Source organism: Vibrio sp. 14N.309.X.WAT.E.F5 (assembly GCF_030397615.1).
Taxonomy (GTDB): domain Bacteria; phylum Pseudomonadota; class Gammaproteobacteria; order Enterobacterales; family Vibrionaceae; genus Vibrio; species Vibrio lentus.
In genome coordinates, this window is record NZ_JAPNXR010000004.1 from 38,608 (window position 1) to 63,946 (window position 25,339).

23 protein-coding genes are annotated in these 25,339 nt (G+C 44.1%); 4 read left to right on the top strand and 19 right to left on the bottom strand.

Annotation, left to right across the window (positions count from 1 at the left end):
- Positions 1-22 precede the first annotated feature (22 nt).
- Together ribF and murJ are read right to left on the bottom strand one after the other, a co-directional pair.
- A complete protein-coding gene (ribF, locus tag OW495_RS06470; protein WP_016799151.1) occupies positions 23-958 on the bottom strand; it encodes a bifunctional riboflavin kinase/FAD synthetase in 936 nt (311 codons plus the stop codon).
- Positions 959-1,028: 70 nt separating this feature from the next.
- Complete coding sequence (gene murJ, locus OW495_RS06475) at positions 1,029-2,591, bottom strand: murein biosynthesis integral membrane protein MurJ (RefSeq protein ID WP_032501129.1); 1,563 nt, start codon at positions 2,589-2,591, stop codon at positions 1,029-1,031.
- Between the two features lie 250 nt (positions 2,592-2,841).
- On the opposite strand from murJ, the gene rpsT reads away from it, so the two are divergent.
- On the top strand, positions 2,842-3,102 hold the full coding sequence (gene rpsT, locus OW495_RS06480; RefSeq protein WP_012603273.1) for a 30S ribosomal protein S20: 261 nt from the start codon (positions 2,842-2,844) through the stop codon (positions 3,100-3,102).
- A 227-nt stretch (positions 3,103-3,329) separates the two neighbouring features.
- Here the strand turns inward: rpsT and OW495_RS06485 are convergent, their stop codons facing one another.
- Positions 3,330-3,623: a metalloregulator ArsR/SmtB family transcription factor gene (locus tag OW495_RS06485; protein ID WP_009848443.1), complete on the bottom strand. Its 294-nt coding sequence runs from the start codon at positions 3,621-3,623 to the stop codon at positions 3,330-3,332.
- Positions 3,624-3,724: 101 nt separating this feature from the next.
- Complete coding sequence (nhaR, locus tag OW495_RS06490; RefSeq protein ID WP_017106778.1) at positions 3,725-4,615, bottom strand: transcriptional activator NhaR; 891 nt, start codon at positions 4,613-4,615, stop codon at positions 3,725-3,727.
- 389 nt (positions 4,616-5,004) lie between these two features.
- Here nhaR and OW495_RS06495 point away from each other — a divergent pair, with 389 nt between their 5' ends.
- Positions 5,005-6,150 (top strand): Na/Pi symporter, encoded by a 1,146-nt coding sequence (locus tag OW495_RS06495; RefSeq protein WP_017102996.1) that lies wholly within the window; start codon positions 5,005-5,007, stop codon positions 6,148-6,150.
- 741 nt (positions 6,151-6,891) lie between these two features.
- On the opposite strand, the gene OW495_RS06500 is transcribed toward OW495_RS06495, so the two are convergent.
- From OW495_RS06500 to rppH, 5 genes are all read right to left on the bottom strand, one after another.
- Entirely contained in the window at positions 6,892-7,743 is an 852-nt protein-coding gene (locus tag OW495_RS06500) for a thymidylate synthase (RefSeq protein WP_102513260.1), read from the bottom strand.
- Between the two features lie 9 nt (positions 7,744-7,752).
- Positions 7,753-8,574 carry a prolipoprotein diacylglyceryl transferase gene (gene lgt / locus OW495_RS06505; RefSeq protein WP_017106781.1) on the bottom strand — a complete coding sequence of 274 codons (822 nt, stop codon included), beginning with the start codon at positions 8,572-8,574 and terminating at the stop codon, positions 7,753-7,755.
- Between the two features lie 88 nt (positions 8,575-8,662).
- Entirely contained in the window at positions 8,663-9,454 is a 792-nt protein-coding gene (locus tag OW495_RS06510) for a sulfite exporter TauE/SafE family protein (RefSeq protein ID WP_102513259.1), read from the bottom strand.
- 8 nt (positions 9,455-9,462) lie between these two features.
- Entirely contained in the window at positions 9,463-11,712 is a 2,250-nt protein-coding gene (ptsP, locus tag OW495_RS06515; RefSeq protein WP_017106783.1) for a phosphoenolpyruvate--protein phosphotransferase, read from the bottom strand.
- Positions 11,713-11,714: 2 nt separating this feature from the next.
- Positions 11,715-12,233 carry an RNA pyrophosphohydrolase gene (gene rppH / locus OW495_RS06520; protein ID WP_009848435.1) on the bottom strand — a complete coding sequence of 173 codons (519 nt, stop codon included), beginning with the start codon at positions 12,231-12,233 and terminating at the stop codon, positions 11,715-11,717.
- Positions 12,234-12,850: 617 nt separating this feature from the next.
- Between rppH and mutH the strand changes: the two genes are divergently transcribed.
- On the top strand, positions 12,851-13,516 hold the full coding sequence (gene mutH, locus OW495_RS06525; RefSeq protein ID WP_050546578.1) for a DNA mismatch repair endonuclease MutH: 666 nt from the start codon (positions 12,851-12,853) through the stop codon (positions 13,514-13,516).
- A 94-nt stretch (positions 13,517-13,610) separates the two neighbouring features.
- Here the strand turns inward: mutH and OW495_RS06530 are convergent, their stop codons facing one another.
- From OW495_RS06530 to xerD, 9 genes are all read right to left on the bottom strand, one after another.
- Positions 13,611-13,922, bottom strand: a complete 312-nt coding sequence (locus tag OW495_RS06530; RefSeq protein ID WP_004735016.1) for a DUF6482 family protein — start codon at positions 13,920-13,922, stop codon at positions 13,611-13,613.
- Positions 13,923-14,136: 214 nt separating this feature from the next.
- Positions 14,137-14,388 carry a hypothetical protein gene (locus OW495_RS06535; protein WP_004735015.1) on the bottom strand — a complete coding sequence of 84 codons (252 nt, stop codon included), beginning with the start codon at positions 14,386-14,388 and terminating at the stop codon, positions 14,137-14,139.
- A 109-nt stretch (positions 14,389-14,497) separates the two neighbouring features.
- Positions 14,498-14,620 (bottom strand): hypothetical protein, encoded by a 123-nt coding sequence (locus tag OW495_RS06540; protein ID WP_261383289.1) that lies wholly within the window; start codon positions 14,618-14,620, stop codon positions 14,498-14,500.
- Positions 14,621-14,998: 378 nt separating this feature from the next.
- Positions 14,999-16,333, bottom strand: coding sequence for a cyclic-di-GMP-binding transcriptional regulator VpsR (vpsR, locus tag OW495_RS06545; RefSeq protein ID WP_017106785.1), 1,335 nt, complete (start codon positions 16,331-16,333; stop codon positions 14,999-15,001).
- Between the two features lie 273 nt (positions 16,334-16,606).
- Positions 16,607-18,139: a lysine--tRNA ligase gene (gene lysS / locus OW495_RS06550; RefSeq protein WP_017110548.1), complete on the bottom strand. Its 1,533-nt coding sequence runs from the start codon at positions 18,137-18,139 to the stop codon at positions 16,607-16,609.
- A 98-nt stretch (positions 18,140-18,237) separates the two neighbouring features.
- A protein-coding gene (gene prfB, locus OW495_RS06555; RefSeq protein ID WP_099167407.1) for a peptide chain release factor 2 occupies positions 18,238-19,336 on the bottom strand; the annotation gives its coding sequence in 2 pieces (ribosomal slippage) (positions 18,238-19,260 and positions 19,262-19,336; 1,098 coding nt in all).
- Positions 19,337-19,572: 236 nt separating this feature from the next.
- Entirely contained in the window at positions 19,573-21,309 is a 1,737-nt protein-coding gene (recJ, locus tag OW495_RS06560) for a single-stranded-DNA-specific exonuclease RecJ (RefSeq protein WP_017106788.1), read from the bottom strand.
- 156 nt (positions 21,310-21,465) lie between these two features.
- On the bottom strand, positions 21,466-22,245 hold the full coding sequence (locus OW495_RS06565; protein ID WP_102340293.1) for a thioredoxin fold domain-containing protein: 780 nt from the start codon (positions 22,243-22,245) through the stop codon (positions 21,466-21,468).
- 26 nt (positions 22,246-22,271) lie between these two features.
- Complete coding sequence (gene xerD, locus OW495_RS06570; protein ID WP_065105633.1) at positions 22,272-23,186, bottom strand: site-specific tyrosine recombinase XerD; 915 nt, start codon at positions 23,184-23,186, stop codon at positions 22,272-22,274.
- 150 nt (positions 23,187-23,336) lie between these two features.
- Here xerD and fldB point away from each other — a divergent pair, with 150 nt between their 5' ends.
- Complete coding sequence (gene fldB / locus OW495_RS06575; RefSeq protein ID WP_004735008.1) at positions 23,337-23,858, top strand: flavodoxin FldB; 522 nt, start codon at positions 23,337-23,339, stop codon at positions 23,856-23,858.
- A gap of 140 nt (positions 23,859-23,998) precedes the next feature.
- Here the strand turns inward: fldB and brnQ are convergent, their stop codons facing one another.
- Positions 23,999-25,312, bottom strand: coding sequence for a branched-chain amino acid transport system II carrier protein (gene brnQ / locus OW495_RS06580; protein ID WP_102440857.1), 1,314 nt, complete (start codon positions 25,310-25,312; stop codon positions 23,999-24,001).
- Positions 25,313-25,339: the final 27 nt, after the last annotated feature.

A 25,339-nucleotide genomic window follows, 5' to 3' on the forward strand; every position in this document is an offset into this window, starting at 1 on the left:
GTTAATCGGTGGAATCATCCGACTAATTCTTTAGCTGAAGCAGCCACACCCTTGCGGCTTCAGCATCCAATTCTATTTGATTCTTTAATGCGTCGAACGATTCAAATTTTATCTCGTCGCGCAGTTTGTGCAAAAGTCGTACTTCTAACTGTTTACCATATAAATTGGCTTTAAAGTCAAAAAAATGCACTTCTAATTGCTGCCTTACACCATTAACCGTTGGTCGTTGTCCAATATTAGCAACACCACCGACAGGCACACCGTCGATATCTAATGCTTCAACAACATACACTCCCGAAACAGGAGAAACACAACGCTTTAATGGAATATTAGCGGTAGGGAAACCGATAGTTCTCCCTAGTTTACGACCATGAGAAACACGACCACTGATACTGTAGTCACGCCCAAGCATGGTAGCACTAGAAGCTAAATCATTGGCCGCTAACGCATTTCGTATTTCAGTACTGCTTACTCGTAATTGGTTTAAGCAATAGCTCTGGGTGCTCACCACCTCAAAACCATACTTCTCGCCCGCTTCTTGAAGCATAGCGAAATTACCAGTACGACCCTTACCGAAGCAAAAATCGTCACCGACAACCAAGAATTTCACGCCAAGCTTATCAACCAAAAGGTCTTTAATGAACGCTTCCGCCGACAAGCTTGCAAAATACTGATTAAAATTCACACACAATAAACGACTGATATCTAGCTTACTCAGTTGCACGTATTTATCTCGTAAGCGAGTTAAACGTGCTGGTGCTTTACCTTTGGCAAACAACTCCATAGGTTGCGGCTCAAACGTCATGACAACAGAAGGGAGCCCTAATGCTGCAGCTTGTTTAGAAACCTGACTCAGAACCTCTTGATGCCCTAAATGAACACCATCGAAGTTACCTATGGTTAATACACAGCCATGATGCTGCGCTTTAATATTGTGTATACCTCGGATCAGTTCCATTGTGATCAGCTAAAACCTGTTATTTGCATCATTTATTGTGTGAAACCGACGGATTATATACTAATCAGTATTAATCTGTCGCTGCTTTTAAATGTTTTACTCGGATACCTAAAACCAGTATCGACACAATATAAGCAAAGGCGCCAAGTGCGATCAACCCTGTTAGTGTCAACGCTCTTTGGTTAAAACCCCAATCAAGCCACAATTGCATATTGTCTAGCTGCCATAAAATCACGCCAATCATTACCGTACCTGAGATCAATAATTTAAGGCTAAACAACAATGTAGTCTTGGTTAAACGATAAACACCCGCTAAATGCAACCCACGATAAAGCAGAGTCATGTTCACGAAAGCAGACAACGCCGTTGCGATAGCCAAACCAACATAACCATAGAAATAAGCGAAGATTGCGTTGAACACCATGTTAGTCACCATCGCAATGATGCCGTACTTAACTGGTGTTTTAGTGTCTTGACGAGAGTAATAGCCGGGAGCCAATACTTTAATAAGCATGAAATTCAGCAAGCCAGAAGCGTACGCCACTAAAGACATGGAAGCCTGATTAACATCATGGGGAGAAAACTCTCCGCGCATAAACAGCACCATCAGCATCGGTTTTGCTAACACAATAAGGCCGAACATCGCAGGAATGCCGAGCAGCAGTACCATGCGCACCCCCCAGTCCATGGTATGAGCAAACCCTTCACCTTCGGCATCAACGTGCTTACGGGATAAGGCAGGAAGAATAACCGTCGCAATGGCGATACCAAACAAACCGAGTGGGAATTCTAATAGTCGATCCGAGTAATACAACCAACTGATAGAGCCCGTCGCTAGAAAGCTGGCAATAAAGGTATCGAACAACAAGTTGATTTGACTTACTGACACACCAAACAAAGCAGGGATCATTAACGTGCGGATCTTAACCACGCCCGGATCTCTCCAACCCCACTTAGGCTTAACCAATACTCCTGCTTTAATCAAGAAAGGCATTTGGAACAGGAATTGAACTAAGCCTCCAAGAAAAACGCCGATGGATAAACCAATTTCAGGTTGTTCTAAATTAGGAGCAAGAAACCAAGCACAAGCAATGATCATTACGTTCAAGAATACAGGCGTAAATGACGAAACCGCAAATTTGCCCATGGTATTGAGGATTGCACCTGATAAAGCGACAAACGTAATGAACCATAAATAAGGAAAAGTAATTTTCAGCATTAGGCTAGCGAGTTCAAACTTAGGCGCCGAGGGGCCGTCATTAAGCCAATCAATAAACCAACCCGCACCGAACATTGCGGTGATAACTCCAGAGCCTAATACCCCAAGCACCGTAACAATAGAAACCAACACCCCAAGAGTACCGGACACCTTTGCTATCAAGTCTCGAGTTTTATCTTTATCACCTGCGGCGTGATATTCCGTTAATACTGGTACAAAGGCTTGAGAAAAAGCGCCTTCGGCAAACAGCCGACGTAAAAAATTAGGAATTTTATTGGCGAAGAAAAATACGTCTGCACTTGCTCCTGCCCCCATTAAGTTTGCTACTACGACATCACGTACTAGCCCCAAGACACGGGAAACAAAAGTCATTACACTGACAATCAGCCCTGACTTTAATAGTCGTTTACTCACACAAACCTCTGACACTGGTTGATTACTTTCAATCAAGGATAAATACTATCCTATCCTAAGAAGCATAATTATTAGCATTGGTCTAAAAATGCTGTTAGAATCCCCGCCATCTTAACCGCGATGACCTTTCCATACCAAAATTTGTTTGGCTGAGATTGGTTTTTGCACAAATCATTTGACAATTAAGCGCCTATGAGGGATAGTCCTCGCCCTTAAATTGTCACCGAACTAAGTTTTTGGGAGTTAGACCTTGGCAAACAGTAAATCTGCTAAGAAGCGCGCTATCCAAGCTGAGAAACGTCGCCAGCACAATGCTAGCCGTCGTTCTATGATGCGCACTTACATGAAAAAAACTATTGCAGCTATTGAAGCTGGCAATAAAGAAGCTGCAACTGCTGCTCTTGTAGAAGTTACACCTCTTCTAGACCGCATGGCGACTAAAGGCCTTATTCATAAGAATAAAGCTGCACGTCATAAGTCTCGTTTCGCTGCTGCAATCAAAGCTCTTTAATAGAAATTTGATTACAACGCAAAACGAAAAAAACCGGCCTCGGCCGGTTTTTTTATATCTGAAATTTGGCAAACACATCTCGAAGTCTTACTAATAGCAGTTTAAGCCTTGCTAATAACTACCCAAGCCTAGCTAATAATGGTTCTTAAGCCTCACTAATAAATAGCGACACTTCCTTGTGCCTATCTTATTTCTGATAGGAAATGAGCTAATCCACCAGCAATAAGCTACTTGCAGTACATACCATGCAGTAGGTTAATCATCGCTTTTACTTCTTCACTGCTCAATGTGTAATACACCGTCTGAGCTTCTTTACGAGTTTCGACTAAGCCATCTCTTCTCAACCAAGCAAGATGCTGAGATAACGCTGATTGACTCAATTCCAACTTGCCACATAACTCCCCGACCGACAGTTCTGTGCCATGCAATAAGCACAAGATCTGTAAACGTCGCTCGTTGGCCATGGCTTTGAGTAGAATAACGGCCTGCGCCGAGTTCTTCTCCATCTCTTTTAAGTTCATAGTCTGGCTCCCAACGACTTATTACGCCAACTACGGGCAATCAATATTTACGGCATATTGCTTGGATATGATAATCGATATCAATTCATTAACAAACTAACTCATTCGAACAATTTACTAAAATCTGCGTCACATACGTTTTTTACTGCTGGATGTTGGATCATCCGTTCAGCAAATATGACGTAGTACTCTTCTTTTAACTCTTCAATATCACACAAAAGTTGCAAAGAGGTGTCTTCTTCCACTTCAGACATATAAAGAGTGGGAGCAAGGAAAATGGCATCATGGTGATAACGCGCAAAAGCTTTCATCAAAGCAACATCATCAAATTCGCCCAAAATATCGGGTTTTAAACCTTGTCGATCAAACCATTGCAGTACTTTTCGCCCCATAGAAGTTCGACTTCCAGGGATCAAAAGCTTCCTTTGTTCTAACACGGCGGGAAAACTAATCCCTTCAACTTTACCAGAACAGAAAAAACTCATTCCACTCTCACCCAGTTTTTTACTGAAAAGGCCTGGGCTTTGGCTTGAATCTACAGGGCAGTCTGAAAGAATCATGTCGAGCTTATGCTGAGACAGTTGTTCGAGTAGCATTTCATGGGTCGACTCAAAACAGCGTAAATGAATGCTGTTATCGGGTGGGATAGTCGACATCAATATCTTACTGACTAATCTTTTGGACAGTGCATCCGCAACACCCACATCAAACAGAATATTGGAGTGCTGGCTATAATTCACGATATCCAGCATTTCGTAGCTCAGGCCAAACATACGGTCGGCATACTTAAATACCAACTGCCCAAGCTCTGTCGGCTCAACACTGCGACCATTACGCTTTGTTAGCTTGCCATCCATACGTTCTTCTAACGCTTTTATCTGACCCGTTACGGTTTGTGGCGTTAAAAACAGAGCTTCTGCGGCTTTAGTAACAGAGCCTTGTTTGCAAACCATCCAGAAGTAATAAAGATGGTTATAGTTGAGGTGCGACATAAGTGTGCCGTATTAAAAGAGTAGATAACCTTTTATATCAAATATGACACGCCCACTCAACAAACTCGGAAAAACCTAACTTAAATCGTCATTACCACTTATTTTTTCGAAGTGTGTGATTTCATAATGTAATATTTGAGCGATTATTTTCAATTTTTCTCTAACTTTTAAGATCTATATCACCTATAGAGAAATCATTAAAACTCAAATAAAAACAAAAACTTAAAACAACAACATTAGCTCGTGGAATATTTAAAGAGCAAATCATCACAAAAAAGTCTCACCTAAACCAAAATGTAATATTACTGAAATATTTGTTCTCTAACATCACGCTCAGATTAAACAAACAGACCAAACACAGACTTAAACGGTCCAATGGAGAAAACATTATGAACCAAGCTACTACTGCAGCAGCGCCTATCTCGAGCACAACTCGTTGGCTACGCTGGGCTAACTTGGCATTCATGCTTTACCTACTATTACTTTCAGTTTCAATGGTTGGTACAGGCTTCAAATGGGCAACAGGCGAGCAAGCAAAGGTTCTTTTCGAATTTGCTTCACACCCAGTTGCAGGCTTAATGATTGGTTTAGTGGCTACAGCACTTATTCAATCATCAAGTACAGTTACTTCAATTATCGTTGGCCTTGTGGCCGGTGGTTTACCTGTTGAGCTAGCAATCCCTATGATCATGGGTGCGAACATTGGTACTACGGTAACCAATACGCTAGTTAGCCTTGGTCATGTTCGTTGTAAAGATGAGTTCAAACGTGCATTCGCAAGTGCGACGATTCACGACTTCTTTAACCTATTAGCCGTTGCTATCTTCCTACCACTAGAGATGGCGTTTGGTATTCTAGAGAAAATTTCTCACTGGTTAGTATCACCGATGCTAGCAACAGGTGATATGAGCATGGGTGGTCTTAACTTCATCAAGCCAATCACTAAGCCTGTTGTAAGTGCGATTAAAGAACCACTATCAACGTTTGGCGACACTGTTGGTGGGGTTATGCTTATCGTTCTAGGTATCGCGACTATCTTCGTAGCCATCACGGTAATGGGTAAGCTAATGAAGAGCCTAATGGTTGGCCGTGCTCGTGAGATTCTAAAGAATGCAATCGGTCGTGGTCCTATCCACGGTATCGCTTCTGGCTCTATCGTTACTATCCTTGTTCAGTCTTCTTCAACGACAACAAGCTTGATGGTTCCACTAGTTGGTTCAGGTGTTCTTAAAGTACGTGACGTTTACCCATTCACTTTGGGTGCAAACATCGGTACGTGTATTACCGCGCTATTAGCAGCGACAGCAGTATCTGGTGAGTTCGCAGTATTCGCACTACAGATTGCTCTAGTACACTTGGTGTTCAACATCATGGCGACGGTATTCATCTTTGGTATTCCGTTCCTACGTGAACTGCCAGTGAAAGCCGCTGATATCATTTCAGACATGGCAGTGAAAAACAAAGCTGTAGTGGCTGGTTATCTTGTTGCGGTATTTCTTGTACTGCCTGGTAGCGTGTTAGCACTGACTGCTTAATAGCAAAACAAACATCGCTTATAGCAAAGCCCGCAACCTAGGTTGCGGGCTTTTTCTTTTTTGAAAGACAAAGATTCGAGTAGCGAGTGACAAGTTGAAAGCAGATACGGGATGCGAGTGAACGAGTAACGAAGAGCTAAAAGCAAATTCGAAATATAAGTAAGCGTATGACAAGAGCTGAAACCCATACGATATAAGAAGTAAATCGGTAGGGTAAGCATTACTCACCAAAGAAGTCCGTTCTAGCTCTTCGTATCCCGCATCTTGTTTACTCGTATCTAAACATCCGTCATTCCCTACAACGAGGTACGAGCGTGATAGGGAATCTACCTAACACAACACCCAGAGATTCCCTACTCCTTCCTTCGTCAGTCTAGGGAATGACGAATTGAACAGCAGATACGAGATTCAGGTAAACGAGTAAAGAAAGCAACTCCCTCTCATTATCTGCGTTTGTACTTCGTATATCACTGACTCAAATCTAAACACGCTCTTCGTATCCCACATCTCGTTTACTCGTATCTAAACATCCGTCATTCCCTACAACGAGGTGCGAGCGTGATAGAGAATCTAAACGCCTCACAATGCCCAGAGATTTCCGACTCCTTCCCTCATAAGTCTCTAGGGAATGAAGTTTGCTTTTGACCTTCGTATCTCGCATTCCGTTTACTCGTCACTGCTCCCTTGGATACAAAAAAGGCTGCACAGAGGCAGCCTTTCAATCAAACATTGTGGATTAGGTTACACCGAGAACGGGTACTTAATCGCTTCGTGGCATTCGTAACCTTCAACCCAGAAGTCATCCATCGTTACCCACGTTTCTAAATCTTCTAGAGATTTAATTTCAGGATTGATATGGAATGTAGGGCCAGCTAGAGGCTCACGCTTCAACTGAACATCACGCATTGGTGCAAGTTGATCTTCATAGATATGAGAGTTAACAAGCTTGTGATAAGCCACACCCGCTTTCTTGCCGGTGATCTGCGCCATGATAGCGAGGAACACATACACTTGAACCATATTGAAATTCAAACCTAAAGGTACGTCACAAGAGCGCTGAGTACTGTTTAGGTACAGAGTGTCACCAAGCAGAGAGAAGTGGTGGCTGTACATACACGGACGCAAACAACCCATATGGAACTCGCCTGGGTTGTAGAAGTTTAAGATCTCACCGCGGTCATCAATACCGTTAGTTAGATCATCAACAATCTTCTTCAGTTGGTCGATATGACCACCATCAGGTTTCGCCCATGCACGTCCTTGAACACCATAAACACGGCCCATGTCGTCTTCACCCTTACGGTAAGGGTTATTCAGCCATGCCTCGTTCAGGTTCGAATTCGCATCCCAAGTTTTAGTTCCTAGCTTGCGAAAATCTTCAGCATTATCGTAACCACGGATATAGCCAAGCAGTTCAGCAACTGCCGCTTTCCAAAAGCTCTTACGCGTTGTTACCAGTGGGAATTGGTTATTACCAACATCATATTCAAGGTCAGCATTGATCACAGTTAGGCAGCGCTTGCCTGTGCGTTCATTTTCAATCCAAGTACCGTCATCAACGATACGCTGACAGAGATCTAAATACTGTTTCACACCAATTCCTTACTTCGTTTGTTGTGGTAATTCGTCTTTGTAGTGACCACGCTTGTATGCCCAAACCATCATCAGCGCACCGACAATAACCATTGGCAGTGATAGGATTTGTCCCATCGAGATAAACCCACCGAACAAGCCAAGTTGCGCATCAGGTTCACGTACGTATTCAACTAGGAAGCGGAATGTACCATATCCTGCTAGGAATAACCCTGATACAGAACCTAGAGGACGCGGCTTTTTGATAAACCAGTTCAAGATGAAGAACAACACAATGCCTTCAAGCGCCATCTCGTAAAGCTGAGATGGGTGACGAGGAAGTGGACCACCATTAGGGAACACGATCGCCCATGGAACATCAGTCACACGGCCCCAAAGCTCGCTGTTCATGAAGTTACCCATACGACCCATACCTAAACCAAATGGCACCAATGGTGCAATCATGTCTGCGACACCAAAGAAGGTTCGACCGTTCTTTTTGGCATACCAGAACATCGCAGTGATAACACCAAGCAAACCACCATGGAAAGACATACCGCCAGTCCATACCTTAAAGAGGTAAAGAGGATCTGCGAGGAATAGGTCAAAGTTATAGAAAATTACGTAGCCAATACGGCCACCAAGCACCACACCGAGAAAGCCAGCAAACAGTAAATCTGACACTTGCTCTCGAGTCCAACCGCTACCAGGTTGATCAGCTCGGCGATTTGCTAACCAAAGCGCGAACATAAAACCGACCAGGTACATTAGGCCATACCAACGAACTGAGATTGGTCCTAGTTCAATAAGAACAGGATCGATATTTGGGAATTCGATAAAACCCTGAGACATACTTGGCTCTCTATCTAAATAATAAACAATGGGTTAACTGCTTCACTGAAATTAAGCAACTCAGCAAAACAACCAACGGAGAAATACACTACAGCAGCATCATCGATGCTATAAACATTAAAAATACCGCAAAGAATTTTTTCAACACTGGCGTTGGCAGTTGAGTCGCCAACTTAGCTCCAATTCGAGTGGTCAACACTGACGTGCAAGATATCGCAACTAAAGCGGGTAGATACACATAACCTAAACTAAAAGCGGGTAAATCGTTAACTGATGAACCGTGCCAAATGAATCCAAGCATTCCTGAAATCGCAATGACACAACCGCATACTGAAGATGAACCTACGGCTTTGCGCATTTCCACACCGTGATGATTCAGGAAAGGCACAGATAAAGACCCTCCGCCAATACCCGCTAAGCTCGATACCACACCAATTCCGCCGCCATACATCATCGTCTTTGCCGAACTAGGCATTACTTTTTGGCTTGTTGAACGAATGGAAAGCAGCATTTGTAATGCCAATACCAAGACAATCACACCAAATACCTTCGGCAGATATTGCGCGGGAATAACGTCTGCGATGAAAGAACCTAGGAAACCACCGACCACCACTCCAGGCATCAGCCATTTCACAACAAAGATCTCGACATTGCCTAGCTTTAGGTGATTAATCGCAGAAGATCCGGAGGTGACAATAATGGTTGATAACGAAGTCGCTAACGCCATCTGCATTGCAAACTCTTGAGGAATACCCGCTTTAGGAAGCAAAAACAGTAAGGCTGGAACCACCAGCAAACCACCACCAATGCCCAGCAAACCCGCTAAAACACCAACAATAGCACCAAGGCCAGCCAACAAGCCAATGAGTTCGTATGACACGTTAAATCCTATTTTTTACCCGCTCGAATGAAGCCTGTAAATTCACGCTCTTCGAAATAGTTGAGCATCATACTATAGATGTCACTTCCATACGGTTTTGATAGCGCCTCATTTGCCAAATCTTGCAGCTCACTAAGCTTAGATTGACGAATCAAATACTTAGTCCTTGCGACATTTGAGGTATTCATACTTAACGTCTCATACCCTAATCCAATCAAGAGCAATGCGCCCATTGGATCACCCGCGAGCTCTCCACATATACACACAGGCAATTGATATTGCTTACAAGTATCATGGATGTGTTTCAATGCCATGATCACTGCAGGGTGCATGGATTCATAGACATCAGAGACGCGGGAATTGTTCCGGTCAACCGCCAATAAATATTGAGTTAAGTCATTGGTGCCCACCGAAACGAAATCAACTTTATCCGCAATAAGCGGAAGAAGGTAAAGCATTGATGGCACTTCAATCATGATACCGATACGCGGCATACGAACTCGACTGTCGAGTTCATGCACTTCATCGTAGGCTTGCTCGATGAGTTGAACAGTATCATCCAGTTCTTGAGTGCTAGAGATCATTGGCAACAAGATACTCAAGTTCTGGCTATCACAACTCGCACGTAACATCGCACGCAATTGGATAATAAAGATGTCAGGATGATCAAGGGTAAAACGAATGCCACGCCAGCCAAGGAATGGATTGTCTTCTTCTATTGGGAAGTAAGGTAATGCCTTATCGCCACCAATATCCAAAGTTCGCATCACAACTTGCTTCTCAGGGTAACTCGCGAGCACAGAGCGATACTGCTTGAACTGTTCGTCTTCTGACGGGAACCTTTGTTGTAACAAGAAAGAGATTTCTGTTCGATACAGGCCTACGCCATCCACCCCTTGGTTGATCGCAATATTGGTGTCGGCACTTAAGCCCGCATTAAGCAAAATCTCGACCTGTCGGTCATCTTGGGTTTTTGCAGGTAAGTATAATTCTCGGTTAACCATAGAGGAGAGTTCACTCTCTTCTAGAATTAGCCCTTGGTACTCGCTCAGTAGGCTCTGAGTCGGCTCAATAAAGATCTCACCGCTGTAACCATCGACAATAGCTTGTTTGCCATTGGCTTGAGCTAGGTTGAGATTTACCCCCATAACCGAGGGAATGCCTAACGCGCGAGATAAAATAGCCGCGTGCGAGTTCGCCGCCCCTTCCAAGGAAACGACAGCTAATAACTTCTCTTTCGGAATCGACGCTAAAACAGAAGCCGTTAACTCACGTACCACCAAGATAATCGGTTTATCTAGAGTTCGTAGTTCGTGCTCTGAGTTGTGAAGGAAATAAAGCAGCCTTTGACCCAACTCGCGAATGTCTTGCGCCCTCTCTCGAAGGTAGACATCAGACATACGGGCAAAGCGATTCGAGTAGCTCTCAACAACCTGTCTTAATGCCCAATCGGCTTTATCGCCTTTCTGGATTTGACTCTTTAGATCCTTACGCAACATCGGATCGTTGAGTAAGTGAGTAAACAGATCAAAGATCGCCAACGCGTCTTTATTGATTTCACTGTCTAAACGCTTTCGCATGCGCTTAAAGTCATTGAGGGCATTTTCGACGGCAACAGCCAACAACTCATGCTCTCTTTCAACATTGAGCGTCGATGCTGGATAAACATCGGTTAATTCAGGTTGGGTGTTGTCCCACCATAAATCACCGATCGCAACGCCCGATGACGCAGCAATACCCTTGGTCGCAGGTAGCTTCTGTTGCTCAAGAAGCCAATGGCCTTGAGTTTGGGCATGCGCCACAATAACCGCAAGTTGAGCAGAGAGAGTGACAAGGAAAGACTCTTCCATTTCACTGAATAAACGAGGGGATTTCTGTTGAATAACCAAAACGCCAAGCACTTGCTTGCGATGGATAATAGGAGTGCCTAGAAAAGAGTGATAAACACTTTCTCCTAGTTCTGGAAAAAATTTATAAGCTGGGTGAGCAGATGCCTGAGCAAGGTTAATAGGTTCAGCACTTCTTTTGACAAGGCCAACCAAGCCTTCATCAAAACCAATCTGAATACTATTCCCTTCAAAGATCAGGCCTTGAGTTGCCATCAACTCAAGGCGCTGCATATCATTATTCGCTAGATACACGGTGCAGCACTCTGTCTGCATCGCACTGCATGTCTCTTTCACCAAAATATCAAGAGCCGTCGACACATCTTCAACTCTTGATACGTGTTCAACTATTTCCCTTAGTTGGCTGAGCATGCTTAACCTCTACGCAATTTGCGTTTTCCTTTTGTTTTTCGCTCTTTAAACGGCATTGCTAAAGATGCGAATTCTTTCATTGCTCGACGGTAAACATCTCGCTTGAAAGAAACAACTTGTCGAACTGGGTACCAGTAACTCACCCAACGCCAACCATCAAACTCAGGTGTACTTCCACGCTGCATATTGATATGCGATTCATCGCAATCTAAGCGCAAAAGGAACCACTTCTGTTTTTGTCCAATACAGACAGGTTTCGAATCCCACCGAACCAGTCGTTTGGGTAGCTTATAGCGTAACCAATGACGACTTGTCGCGACGATTTTTACATCCTTTTTTGTAAGGCCAACCTCTTCATACAACTCGCGGTACATTGCCTGTTCCGGAGTTTCACCTTCATCTATTCCCCCTTGAGGGAATTGCCATGAATGTTGCCCGTATCGTTTAGCCCAGAAGACCTGACCATGGTTGTTACAGATTACAATACCAACATTTAATCGGTAACCATCGCCATCTATCACTGGCCAACCTCTATCTAAATTTTTAATTACACTGATTTTTCCACATATCCCCAATTGGAGCAAACTTAGTGACGTGACAAGCGCTATATTTATGACTATTAACTAAGAATATGGATAAGTTTTGCTCAAATCTTAGTTACCCACATAAGAGTGAGACATAGACCACATTTATTCACCTTTTCTGTGAATAACTATGTGAAGAATTAGCCGCAATCGTTTTTTTTAATCCATACATTCATCAACACCGAAAGTACCCCTCTCGCCATTAACAACAAAAAAATAAATCAAATCATAAACTTAAAAACAAAATCATAAAATAAATAATCGTCAAAAACCAAAAGATCTTTTCAAAATCAAACATGGTTAAAGATCAACCACTCCGCTGCTTATCCACACTGGTGGGTCAAAGATTCATTTTGAACCCCATTTAGCAAGCATTTTATCCACCATAAACCCCTGTTTATTTATACACTAAATTAATATTTCAATTAATTACCTTCATGACCTGTGGATAACCATGAGTTTGATCCCTTTTATAACAATGAGATCATTTCTTAACCAGTCGGCATTTGGTGATAACTTCTGATAAAATCATTTTTTTGATCATGCCTTTTATTATGAAACCAGAACCACAAACACAACAAGAGCTCTTAGACAGAGCGTATGCTATCGCCGGAATGACATTCAAAGAGCTCGCAGATGAAGCTGAGATGATCATGCCAAACGATCTTAAGCGCGATAAAGGCTGGGTTGGGCAACTATTAGAATGGCATTTGGGTGCAGCGGCAGGCAGTAAGCCAGAGCAAGATTTTGCTAAATTAGGGATCGAACTAAAAAGTATTCCTATTGGTTATTCTGGCAAGCCTTTAGAAACAACCTTTGTCTGTGTCGCCCCCTTAATGGGAGTACAAGGATTAACATGGGAAACCAGCCACGTCCGAAACAAGCTCTCTAAAGTGTTGTGGATCCCCGTTGAAGGTGAACGAGAGATCCCGCTAGCAGAAAGACATGTTGGATCCCCATTACTCTGGACACCAACCCCAGCCGAAGATGAAATCTTAAAAAGAGATTGGGAAGAGCTCATGGAGCTAATCGTGTTAGGCAATGTTGAGCAAATCACAGCAAGGCACGGAGAAGCATTGCATTTGCGACCGAAAGCAGCAAACAGCCGAGTATTAACAGAAGCGTATGGTGCGAGTGGAAAGCCTATCAAGACCAAACCTCGTGGCTTCTACCTACGAACCCAGTTCACCCATAACTTGCTCACAACACACTACGCATAAATAGCTCACAGCCACTGTGCTTAGCGATTAAACCTTGTTTCGCCAATGACTAACGCAATGGATGGCATTGGTTGTCGTGTGTTACAGAGGTGTTCTAATGCGGCTTTAGAGCTAACTCTATATCGCAGTAGCTTTGGCTTGGTTCATTACCAAACTCATCATACGCATTGTGCAAACGCAGGTATGCCTTTTCAAAGCCCAGCCGGAGCAACTCCTCTTTCACTTGATCTAAGGATCCAAAGTGAAGCGGTTCTCCGTCTTGCTTAACGGGTTCCAACTTGTGTTTATATTCTACCGCCAATAGATATTCCGAGATATCGGAACAGCCAATAACGTACACTTTAGGTGTTTGATAAGAGTCTTTATGCTCTCCATGTAACCACATGTCTAATTGATGCTTTTGCATAGCCTGCCTCCATTGCTACATAAAGCTTAGTAGAACTCTTTTCCTTTACTAGATAACGACTTAAAAAATCATACACAACGGCTTAAAAAAGCAAAAAAGAGAAGCAAGTGCTTCTCTCTTTTGGCCAGATCCAGTTCAAAAGCTTGTGCTTTCGACGCCATAACTATCGCTGATGTTTATCTTAAGGGGTGAAAGGCGCTATCACCCCACAAGATTACGTCGGTATTCGCGCGCTTAAGACTCGACGAAGATGACGAACTCGGCGCTCAATCGTGACAACTTCAGGCTCAGAAAAACCAATTGGTCGACCATCGGCTTCAAGGCCAATATCTCTCAATAAGTGGGTATTGTTCCATGGTAGATCATATGAACTACGACGAACTTTTCGTTGCCATTCACGCTCTTCACGACGAAGGTCTGCACGGATAAGGACTGTTGCTAGTTTTAAATATACTGAGTGACGCATAATAACTCTCCAGTTGTGGAATAAACTGAGGAAAAATAGCGTTCTAGATAGTATGAGGGCTTCTCACTTAGCTGCTATTTTTCCGCAGCCAAATAAGGGTACGGATCTATTAGTTAGGTTTATCTTGGGTGTTTCGATCGGCCATGGCTGATGCTTGTGACATAACAGTCACCATGTCAGTACACGGATCAAACGACGCGCAAATATGCTGTATAAAATCGAAATGTTTCATTTGCGCCTCCAAACTAACTAAAAAATCCAAAAAGAAATGAGATAATAAAAGCAAATAAGTCTTTGTTAAACCATTGCTTTCACGGTTAAAGTCTAACCAAGTGAGTATATTATTCAACCGATAATTGATTAACAATTTCAAAACAAATGATTCACCCAAAATATCAGTTGCATATCACTTTATATATAACACATTCACTATGATTATATAAAATCACAGAACATCTCTCTTAACGACCAAGCGTCCAATAGCTCAATCTATCAACCAGCAACTGCCAACTGCCAACTGGAAGTTGTAGCGGTGGGTAACAAAAAAGCCACGCATCATGCGTGGCTCTTAGATTGACACTAACCGGATAAAATCGATTCATTGAGAGTTCTAAACAACACCTTCAGAAATAAGGCTATGTTTGTTCAGCAATCGGTACATGGTTGCGCGCGAAACTCCGAGTTCCTTAGCAGCCAACGATACTTGACCACCATAAGATTCCAGAACAATCAGCAACGCATCTCGCTCTGAACGCTCACGGATACTTTTGAGGCTACGGCGCTCATCATTTTGCTTAGGTAAATCCAGCTGATGATCTTCAATGATCACCGAGTCCGACATCAACACAACACGTTTGATTTGGTTCATCAGTTCACGGACATTGCCCGGCCAGTGATAACGATTCATCGATCGAAGCGCTTCGTCAGAGAAGCTCTTAGCTTGAGCATTAAATTCTTTCGAATACTGACGTAAGAAATGATTGGCCAACACTGAGATATCACTAACCCGCTCTTTTAAGCTCGGAACCTGGATTCGTAGAACATTGATGTAGTGGTAAAGCTCTTCATTGAAGTCACCCTCAATCAATGCCTTTTCAATATCAGAAGAGTTAGCCGCCAGAATTCGAACATCCACCGATTTTGACCCAGTCTCCGTCTCTACCTTGCCTTCTTGCAAGAAGCGCAACAGATTCAACTGTTGATTGCGGGGCATCGCTAACACATCATTGAGCAATATCGTGCCACCATCAGCCTCTTCCAACATACAAGGTGCAGCACCAAGCTGAGCTGAAATGCCGAAGACTTCAGACTCAATTCTCATCTCAGACAGAGCTCGGCAGTTGACCGTTAAAAATGGCTTTTGCGCGCGCGAAGAATTTTGATGAATAGAGCGTGCAATCGTCTCTTTGCCAGCCCCACTCTCGCCATAAATTAAGATGCTGACATCAGTCGGCCCAATACGCTTTACTTGGTCTCTTAGGCGCTTTACTGCCACCGAGTCGCCCAACAAGCCCATATTGTTGTTAATGCCGTAGTTTGGCCACACTTTCTGCTCAAGCTTAAGCATGCCAAGCTGGTGACCTATGGTACTCAGTAGCTGTGCATCTGGAATGGGTGCCGTGAAAAAGTCGATACAGAAGTTAACGATAAACTGGCAAATAGTATCGGAGCTTAATTGCGATTCACGGATAAAGGCGAGCCACCTAACCTGTTTATTGTTACTCACCAAGTTTGCAATGCCATTTAGGCTGAACTCATCATGGCTAAGGTCCACAATACCAATACATGGGCCTATGTCGGCAATCAATGCATCGGCTTTTCGTAAATCTGCACACTGGGTACACTGCCAACCCACTTGTTCTAATACAGATAACCAGGGTTCGTACGCACCACCAACGACGATAAGAGAACCTGGTAAGGAATCCATCTTAAATTGAGTTCCCATCCTTCTTCCTTATTCTATTTTTATTTAAATCAGGCTAATACGAGTCACGGCTTCATCGTTCGACAAAAATGCCGCGAGATCGTATTCAGCGCAGAGACGTATAGTAGTGAGACTATCTTAGATTTTTTGTCTCAATAGTAAGACTATGTCAGAAATAATGATTTTTCGAATCAAGAGTGCGGTACAGGCAAGGTTTTGGACACTTATAAACAGAAAAAGCCACCCGAAGGTGGCTTTTAAATTGAATCAGCTGTTACAGCCTGTCAGCGAAAATTACGCTTGAGGACGCATTGCCGGGAACAAGATCACGTCACGGATAGTGTGCGTGTTAGTAAATAGCATCGCTAGGCGATCGATACCAATACCTTGACCCGCTGTTGGCGGTAGGCCGTGCTCTAGTGCAGTAATGTAGTCTGCATCGTAGTACATAGCTTCGTCATCACCCGCGTCTTTTGCGTTAACTTGTGCTTTGAAACGCTCGTCTTGGTCTTGTGCATCGTTAAGCTCAGAGAAACCGTTCGCTACTTCACGGCCACCGATGAAGAACTCAAAGCGGTCTGTGAAGAATGGGTTGCTGTCGCTACGACGAGCCAGTGGAGAGATGTCCGCTGGGTAACCCGTGATGAACGTTGGTTGAATTAGCTGAGGCTCAGCCGTTTCACCAAAGATCTCTTCAAGAAGCTGACCACATGTCCAGAACTTCTCAACGTACAGGCCCACTTCTTCTGCAATTTTAACCATCAATTCTCTGTTCTGAAGATCATCTTCAGTCAGAGCTTGAATGTTTGCATTTTCAGGTGTGTAGTGTTTGATTGCATCGAACATGCTCATACGAGCGTAAGTGCCACCGAACTCAACTGTTTCGTCACCGTAAGGCATAGAAGTAGAACCAAGAACGTCCATCGCTGCTGTGCTTAGCATCTCTTCCGTTAGATCCATTAGATCTTTGTAGTCAGAGTACGCTTGGTAGAATTCCATCATTGTGAATTCTGGGTTGTGACGTGGAGAAAGACCTTCGTTACGGAAGTTACGGTTGATCTCGAATACACGGTCAAAACCACCAACCACTAGACGCTTAAGGTAAAGCTCAGGTGCAACACGTAGGTACATGTCGATGTCTAGTGCGTTGTGATGAGTGATGAATGGACGTGCTGTTGCACCGCCTGGGATCACGTGCATCATTGGCGTTTCAACTTCTAGGTAGCCTTTTGAGCTCATGAAGTTACGGATTGAAGACACAAGCTTAGAACGCACGATGAATGTGTTACGAGAGTCTTCGTTCACGATTAGGTCAACGTAACGCTGACGGTAACGCATCTCTTGGTCAGTTAGACCGTGGAACTTCTCTGGCAGAGGACGAAGTGCTTTCGTTAGCAATTCAAACTCTTCCATGTTCACGTAAAGGTCGCCTTTACCAGACTTGTGAAGCGCACCTTTAACACCGATGATGTCACCGATATCTAGGCCTTGGTACTTCTCTTTTAGTACTTTTTGAACGTCTTTCGCTGCGTATGCTTGGATACGACCAGAAGTTTCTTGAATCGCAAGGAATGGACCACGCTTCGCCATAATACGACCAGCGATCGCAACGATGTGGTTAAGCTCTTCTAGCTCTTCCTTAGTCTTCTCACCGAATTCCGCTTGAAGGTCGCCAGCTAGGTGCTCACGACGGAAGTCATTTGGGTGACCGTTAGCTTTGCAGTTCAGGCGGATGTGATCCAGCTTGCTGCGGCGCTCAGCGATTAGTTTGTTCTCTTCAGGTGAAGAAGCTTCTTGTGCGTTTTCGTTTTGAACAGCATCAGTCATTAGAGATGTACCCTGCTTTTATAATTTGGACAGCTATATTTTTTCAAATATAGGCATTTTTACCAATATTATTGGTAAAGCTTAATAGTTGGTAAAGCTTACAGACCTGATTTCAGGCTAGCTTCAATAAACTTGTCTAAGTCACCGTCAAGAACCGCTTGAGTGTTACGGTTTTCGATGCCGGTGCGCAAATCTTTGATACGAGAATCATCCAGTACGTAAGAGCGGATTTGACTGCCCCAACCGATGTCTGATTTCGTTTCTTCGCTCGCTTGTTTTTCAGCATTTTGTTTTTGAATCTCAAGTTCAAAAAGCTTAGCACGTAGCTGCTTCATCGCTTGATCTTTGTTCTTATGCTGCGAACGGTCATTCTGACATTGAACCACTGTGTTGGTTGGAACGTGAGTAATACGTACCGCCGATTCAGTGGTGTTTACGTGCTGACCACCAGCGCCAGAGGCACGGTATACGTCAATACGTAAGTCAGAAGGATTAATGTCGATCGTAATGTTGTCATCAATCTCTGGGTAGATAAACGCAGATGCAAATGAAGTATGACGACGGCCACTTGAATCAAATGGTGACTTACGAACCAGACGGTGAACACCAGTCTCTGTACGTAACCAACCATAAGCGTATTCACCAGAAATACGTACCGTTGCGCCTTTAAGGCCAGCAACATCACCATCAGACACTTCGATAACTTCGGTCTTGAAGCCTTTCGAATCTGCCCAACGTAAGTACATGCGCAACATCATTGAAGTCCAGTCTTGAGCTTCTGTACCGCCCGAACCTGACTGTAAATCGATGTAGCAATCTGATGCGTCGTGATCGCCAGCAAACATACGACGGAATTCCAGTTTTTCTAACTTAGCTTCTAGCTCAGCCAGTTCTGGTTCAATTTCGTCAAACGTTTCTTGGTCTTCTTCTTCAACCGCAAGCTCTAATAGACCTTCAACATCCTCAACACCTTGGTCAAGTAAGTCGATTGTTTCTACTACCGCTTCCAATGCAGAACGTTCTTTACCTAGCGCTTGTGCACGCTCAGGTTCGTTCCATACATCCGGTTGTTCTAATTCTGCGTTTACTTCTTCTAGACGCTCTTTCTTAGCGTCATAGTCAAAGATACCCCCTCAGGATATTTGTGCGTTCAGACACATCCTGCAGACGGTTTTTAATAGGATTGATTTCAAACATTTTAGCTCATCATTTATGAGTAGAATTTAACCGAAGAATTGTACTCAAAAGTGTGACGGAGATACAGAATTTTTTAGAGTGGAAAGCCAAGATTCAATAACTTAGTGGGATATAAATTTGACAGGCTGAAAAAAGACGTAGGATTTATAAGGGAAAGAAAGAAAACAAGCCCTGTTTTTGAGCAGAGCTTGTTGAATTTGGGGCTAAATAGTGAACATTATTCAGTAAAGATAACGCTATTTAGCTTCAATATGATCAATCATCAACTGCAAAGATTGGTTGCCACGAAACTCGTTGATATCCAGCTTAAATGCGAGATTCACCGTTTTCACGGACGCATCTGGCCAACGACGTAAATCAACGTTGAAGGCAATACCATCGATCATTACGTTAGTTGGATGACCTTTGTATAACGGTTCTAGCATCAATTTAAGGTGTTTTTCACCGACCAACTTTTGATGCAGTACTTTGAACTCACCGTCGAAGATGGGTTCAGGGAACGCTTGTCCCCAAGGACCACCAGAACGCAACGTTTCAGCGGTGTGCATTGAGAACTCTTCTGGTAACAGCTCACCATCAGACAGGATGATGCCCTTCAGCGCCGTCTCACCGAGCTCTTTGCGCACAACGTCATCAAACATCTTACTAAATCGCTCGAAGTCTTTTTCCATAATGGTCAAACCGGCTGCCATTGCATGACCACCAAACTTCAAGATCAAGCCTGGGTTTTGAGTATCGATTCGGTCAAGTGCATCGCGCATGTGCAAACCCGGAATCGAGCGACATGAACCTTTGATACTGCCTTCCCCACCATCAGCGAATGCGATCACTGGGCGGTGGTATTTATCTTTGATACGCGAAGCCAAAATACCAATTACACCTTGGTGCCAATCACGTTGGAACAGGGCTAAGCCAGAAGGCAAGTCGTCTTTACCAAACTCAAGGCGCTCACAAAAAGCCATCGCCTCTTGTTTCATGCCCTCTTCAATCTCTTTACGTGTTTGGTTCAAGCCATCTAACTCGCTGGCCATTCGACGCGCGGCGTGAATGTTATTGCTCATCAACAACTCAACACCAAACGACATATCATCCAATCGGCCTGCGGCATTGATACGCGGGCCAAGTGCAAAACCAAAATCAGAAGCGACCAAACGCTTAGCGTCTCGCTTAGCAATTTCAATCAAGGCCTGAATACCCGGGCGCGCTTTGCCTGCACGGATACGCTGCAAACCTTGATGAACCAAAATACGGTTATTTTCATCGAGTGGTACCACATCGGCAACGGTACCTAACGCAACCAAATCGATCAGCTCCATCAACTTAGGTTCTGTCATGCCATGTTGTGCGAACCAACCCAATTTACGCATATGAACACACAGCGCCATCATCAGGTAAAACGCCACACCCACACCCGCTAGTGCTTTTGAAGGAAATGCACAGCTTTCTAGGTTGGGGTTCACCATCGCATCAGCGATTGGCAGTTCATTACCCGGCAAGTGATGATCGGTAACCAGCACATCAAGGCCTTGCTCTTTAGCGAAGCGAACACCGTCAATCGAAGAGACACCGTTGTCCACGGTCATGATCACTTCGGCACCAATCTCAATCGCTTGTTCAACAACCTCAGGGCTCAAGCCGTAGCCATCTTCAAAGCGGTTCGGTACTAGATAATCGACATTCGAACTGCCCAGCATGCGCAGTGCCAACACCGACAAAGCGGAACTCGTCGCACCATCAGCATCAAAATCACCGACAACGATAATGCGCTTTTGAAGCTTAATCGCATTGAAAAGCAGTTCTACCGCAGCATCGATACCGCCTAGTTTTTGATAGGAGTGTAAGCCTTTCGCAGCCGTCTCCAGTTGCTCAGCACTGTCGATTCCGCGACTCACATAAATACGCTTTAACAAGTCAGGTAAGTGAGCAGGTAAAACTGAAGTATCGACCTCAGGGCGGCGTTGGATCTCTATCATATAAAAATGGGCCCGATATCAATCAGGCCACTCCTTAAATCAAAAACGTGGGGAAATTAAAACAACGAGCGACGAGGTTAGATAACGTTCAACGAGTCTCATCGCTCTGAACAAATCATGCTGTTCTAAACCAAACTGATTTGCTCGGAATAAAGCTTACTGCTCTAAACGTTGAAGAAGTTGTGCTGGCGGTAAGTAACCACTCACCAATTCACCACTTGCTAGTACGATAGCAGGTGTACCGTTAATACCAAGCTCACGGCCTAATTGATACTGCTTCGCTATGATTTGCTTCTGCTCGGTAAGATCTGTACCCGCTGCTGGCATTTTACGTTCAGCTTTCGCACTGTGCATCGCTGCTTTTGGATCGTCAGAAGCCCAAATTGCTGCCATTTGGTCGGCAACTTGTCCGGTCGCACCTTGGCGTGGGTAAGCCATGTAACGAACCGTAATACCCAGATCGTTATAGCCTTGCATTTGGCTGTGTAGACGAACACAGTAGCCACACGTAATGTCAGTAAACACCGTCACAACGTACTTTTCGTTATCGGCTTTATATTCGATAACAGTATCTGACAATGCCGCGACCTTTTCAGCATTAAGCGGAGCTTGACGCTCGGCCAATACGTCGCTGAACTTACCGTTGTCATCCAAAGAGTAAAGAGTGCCCGCTAGAAAATGATCGCCCTCTGGAGAAGAAAAGATAATGCCGCTGTTGGTTTGAATTTCTAACAGGCCATCGATATCTGAAGGAACAATCTTTTCTACCTTAATACCGATTTTTTCAAAGCGCTTTGTTAACGCGGCTGTATCAACAGCTTGTGCTGAAGCAACTTCAACGGCTGTTGATGTTTGTTCTACTTTCGCTTCTGATGCATTACATGCAGTAATCATGAGAGGAAGCGCTAATAGAGGAAGACGGCGTAATACGCTCATTAAGTTCACCTTAAAAATAAATGGATTTAAGCACGTGGGTGATGCTGAGCGTGAATTTGCTTCAGCCTTTCAGTCGCCACGTGAGTATAAATTTGGGTTGTCGATAAGTCACTATGCCCAAGCAACATCTGTACGACCCTGAGATCTGCGCCATAGTTCAGTAAATGCGTTGCAAAAGCATGCCTTAAGACGTGTGGCGACAATAATTCCGTGTCGATACCCGCTATCACCGAATAATGCTTGATACGATACCAGAACGTTTGACGGGTCATTTGCTTCGCTCGTTTACTCGGAAAAACCACATCCGAACTATTATCACCCAACAATTGTGGGCGACCTTGCTCGATAAATGTCTCTATCCAATCGACCGCATTTTCGCCCATTGGCACTAAGCGCTCTTTGCCACCTTTACCGATCACACGCACCACACCTTGCCTTAGGCTGATGTTTTCCATGGTCAGGCTAACGAGCTCTGTCACACGAAGTCCAGTTGCATAGAGTAACTCAAGCATCGCTTTATCGCGAAGCTCAATGGGGTCGTTTGGATCTGGCGCTTCAAGCAGCGAATCCACTTGCTCTTCACTTAAGTCTTTCGGTAAGCGCTTCGGCAGTTTCGGGCTGATCAATAGCGCACTAGGATCGTCGGCTCTTACTTTCTCGCGATGTAAATATTGGAACAAACGACGAATGGCAGACAACATACGAGCACGAGAAGTCTGTTTGAAATCTGCGTCGGCTAACCAGCCTTGATAGTCTTGTAACCCTGACAGACTAATAAAATCGAGGCGATAATTATGCTTTTCCATCCACGTAAGTAGTTTGGATAAATCCGTACGATAAGAGACGAGTGTATTCTCTGATAACCCTCTCTCCATCCACATAGCATCTAAAAACTGCTCAACGAGACCGTGGTCTGCGCTCTGCCCTTGAGGCGACTGCATAGTGTTACTCACAATATTGGAAACTGTTTTGAGAGTATGTCAGAGCAAATATGAATGCCATAAAAATTACGACTTGAGCGGATAATCGCTGCAATCGAAGTCGATTTATGGTTAGAATTCGCCATCTGAAATTAAAATCGAACGTTTGCTATGAAAATTGGATTATTTTACGGCTCAACCACCTGCTATACCGAAATGGCAGCAGAGAAAATTCGCGGTATTATTGGTGAAGACCTAGTTGATATCCATAACGTGAAAGAAACCCCTCTTTCTTTTATGGCGGACTACGACCTTTTACTGCTTGGCATCTCAACGTGGGATTTCGGTGAAATTCAAGAAGATTGGAATGAGTTGTGGGAAGACATCGCAACCACGCCAATGAAAGGCAAGGTTGTGGCTCTATTTGGTCTAGGAGATCAAGAAGGCTACGGTGAGTGGTTCTTAGATGCGATGGGACTATTGCATGATGAACTGAAAACCGCAGGCGCTGAGTTTGTCGGCTTCTGGCCAAACGATGACAGCTACGAATTCGAAGCATCTAAAGCATTAACAGAAGACAAATCTCAGTTTGTTGGTTTAGCTCTGGATGAAGATTCACAGTACGAACTCAGCGACGAACGTATCGCAACTTGGGTTGAACAAGTACTGGTCGAGTACAGCGAAAAGCTTTAAGTTCTAAGTTCTAAGTTTAAACCGAACCGAACGCTCCGAAACAACAGAATACAAAAAGGCCTCATTACTGCGCAGTAATGAGGCCTTTTCTATTCAACTTTGTATTGAATACGGACTAACGATTTAATCTCAACGGAAGATTAAACAGTCTCTTTCGCCATCTCTTGTTCTGTTGATTTACCAACAAAGAACATACAGATGATTGCAGCAGCCGTTGGAAGCAACCAACCCATACCAATCTCGAACAATGGCAGCATCTTAAGTGCAGACACATCGACACCCGCTACTTTAGCGCCATCAATTAGAGCAAACATCAACGATACTAATACCACTACGCGGTAAGCCGCTTTTGGATTAGGGAAACGGCTACGCAAGAACGTCAGTGCTACTAGAGCGATAGCGACCGGGTAAAGCGCAAACAATACTGGTACAGACAGAGAAATCAGTTGAGAAAGACCTACGTTCGCTACGGTTGCACAAGCTACACCGTTAATGATTACCCAAGTCTTGTAAGACAGAGGCGTTAGCGAGCTGAAGTAATCAGAACATGCTGATACAAGGCCAATCGCCGTTGTTAGACATGCCAATAGTACAATCACAGAAAGCACTAGCTGACCAGAAGGACCAAACAACGATTGAACGTAAAGGCTTAAGATAGCACCACCATTGTCCGCACCCGCAGCAACTGTTGCACTTGTTGCGCCTAGGAAGAACAGAGAGATGTAAACAAACGCTAGACCAGCTGCTGCAATGCAACCTGCGCTGATCAGATACTTAGTCGTCGCTGCACGGTCTGTAATACCCTTGCTACGAATCGCGTCAACAATCAGCATACCAAACATCAAAGAAGCAAAAGTATCCATGGTGTTGTAGCCTTCAAGGAAACCTTTGGTCATTGGCTGAGTGATGTACTCACCGTGAGCCGCAAGAATATCGCCTTGAGGGTTAACGAACACAGCAATCGCAAGTACAACCAAACCAACGAATAGTGCAGGTGTTAGTACCTTACCAATCACGTCGATAAGCTTACCTTGCGACCATGAGAAGAACATCGCTACCACAAAAAATGCAATCGAAAAGAGAGTTAGGTGGGCTTGAGAGGCATCGATGAAGAACGGTTTCACCGCCATCTCATAAGCAACAAGACCGGTACGTGGTGCTGCAAATGCAGGACCGATGATGATAAAGATCAGCACAGCCATGATGGTAGCAGCTTGCTTTGGAAGATCTTTAGTTAGGTGACCCCAAGAGCCACCCGCCACTGCAACTGCGACGATTGTGATTAACGGCAGACCAACGGCGGTCAGCAGGAAACCAGACATCGCTGGAAGAAAGTGGTCACCAGCCAATTGGCCAGCAAGAGGTGGGAAGATGATGTTACCCGCACCCAAGAAAAACGCAAAAAGCATAAAGCCCAATGCCATTATATCTGTTAGTTTTAGACTCTGTTTCACAGATAATCCTTAATTATATTTATGAAT

Excerpts from the sequence above, each read along its gene's own strand:
- ribF (WP_016799151.1), bottom strand. The coding sequence starts at position 958 with ATGGAACTGATCCGAGGTATACACAATATTAAAGCGCAGCATCATGGC.
- OW495_RS06485 (WP_009848443.1), bottom strand. The coding sequence starts at position 3,623 with ATGAACTTAAAAGAGATGGAGAAGAACTCGGCGCAGGCCGTTATTCTA.
- nhaR (WP_017106778.1), bottom strand. The coding sequence starts at position 4,615 with ATGTCGCACCTCAACTATAACCATCTTTATTACTTCTGGATGGTTTGC.
- OW495_RS06495 (WP_017102996.1), top strand. The coding sequence starts at position 5,005 with ATGAACCAAGCTACTACTGCAGCAGCGCCTATCTCGAGCACAACTCGT.
- lgt (WP_017106781.1), bottom strand. The coding sequence starts at position 8,574 with ATGTCTCAGGGTTTTATCGAATTCCCAAATATCGATCCTGTTCTTATT.
- ptsP (WP_017106783.1), bottom strand. The coding sequence starts at position 11,712 with ATGCTCAGCCAACTAAGGGAAATAGTTGAACACGTATCAAGAGTTGAA.
- mutH (WP_050546578.1), top strand. The coding sequence starts at position 12,851 with ATGAAACCAGAACCACAAACACAACAAGAGCTCTTAGACAGAGCGTAT.
- OW495_RS06530 (WP_004735016.1), bottom strand. The coding sequence starts at position 13,922 with ATGCAAAAGCATCAATTAGACATGTGGTTACATGGAGAGCATAAAGAC.
- OW495_RS06535 (WP_004735015.1), bottom strand. The coding sequence starts at position 14,388 with ATGCGTCACTCAGTATATTTAAAACTAGCAACAGTCCTTATCCGTGCA.
- OW495_RS06540 (WP_261383289.1), bottom strand. The coding sequence starts at position 14,620 with ATGAAACATTTCGATTTTATACAGCATATTTGCGCGTCGTTTGATCCG.
- vpsR (WP_017106785.1), bottom strand. The coding sequence starts at position 16,333 with ATGGGAACTCAATTTAAGATGGATTCCTTACCAGGTTCTCTTATCGTC.
- lysS (WP_017110548.1), bottom strand. The coding sequence starts at position 18,139 with ATGACTGATGCTGTTCAAAACGAAAACGCACAAGAAGCTTCTTCACCT.
- recJ (WP_017106788.1), bottom strand. The coding sequence starts at position 21,309 with ATGATAGAGATCCAACGCCGCCCTGAGGTCGATACTTCAGTTTTACCT.
- OW495_RS06565 (WP_102340293.1), bottom strand. The coding sequence starts at position 22,245 with ATGAGCGTATTACGCCGTCTTCCTCTATTAGCGCTTCCTCTCATGATT.
- xerD (WP_065105633.1), bottom strand. The coding sequence starts at position 23,186 with ATGCAGTCGCCTCAAGGGCAGAGCGCAGACCACGGTCTCGTTGAGCAG.
- fldB (WP_004735008.1), top strand. The coding sequence starts at position 23,337 with ATGAAAATTGGATTATTTTACGGCTCAACCACCTGCTATACCGAAATG.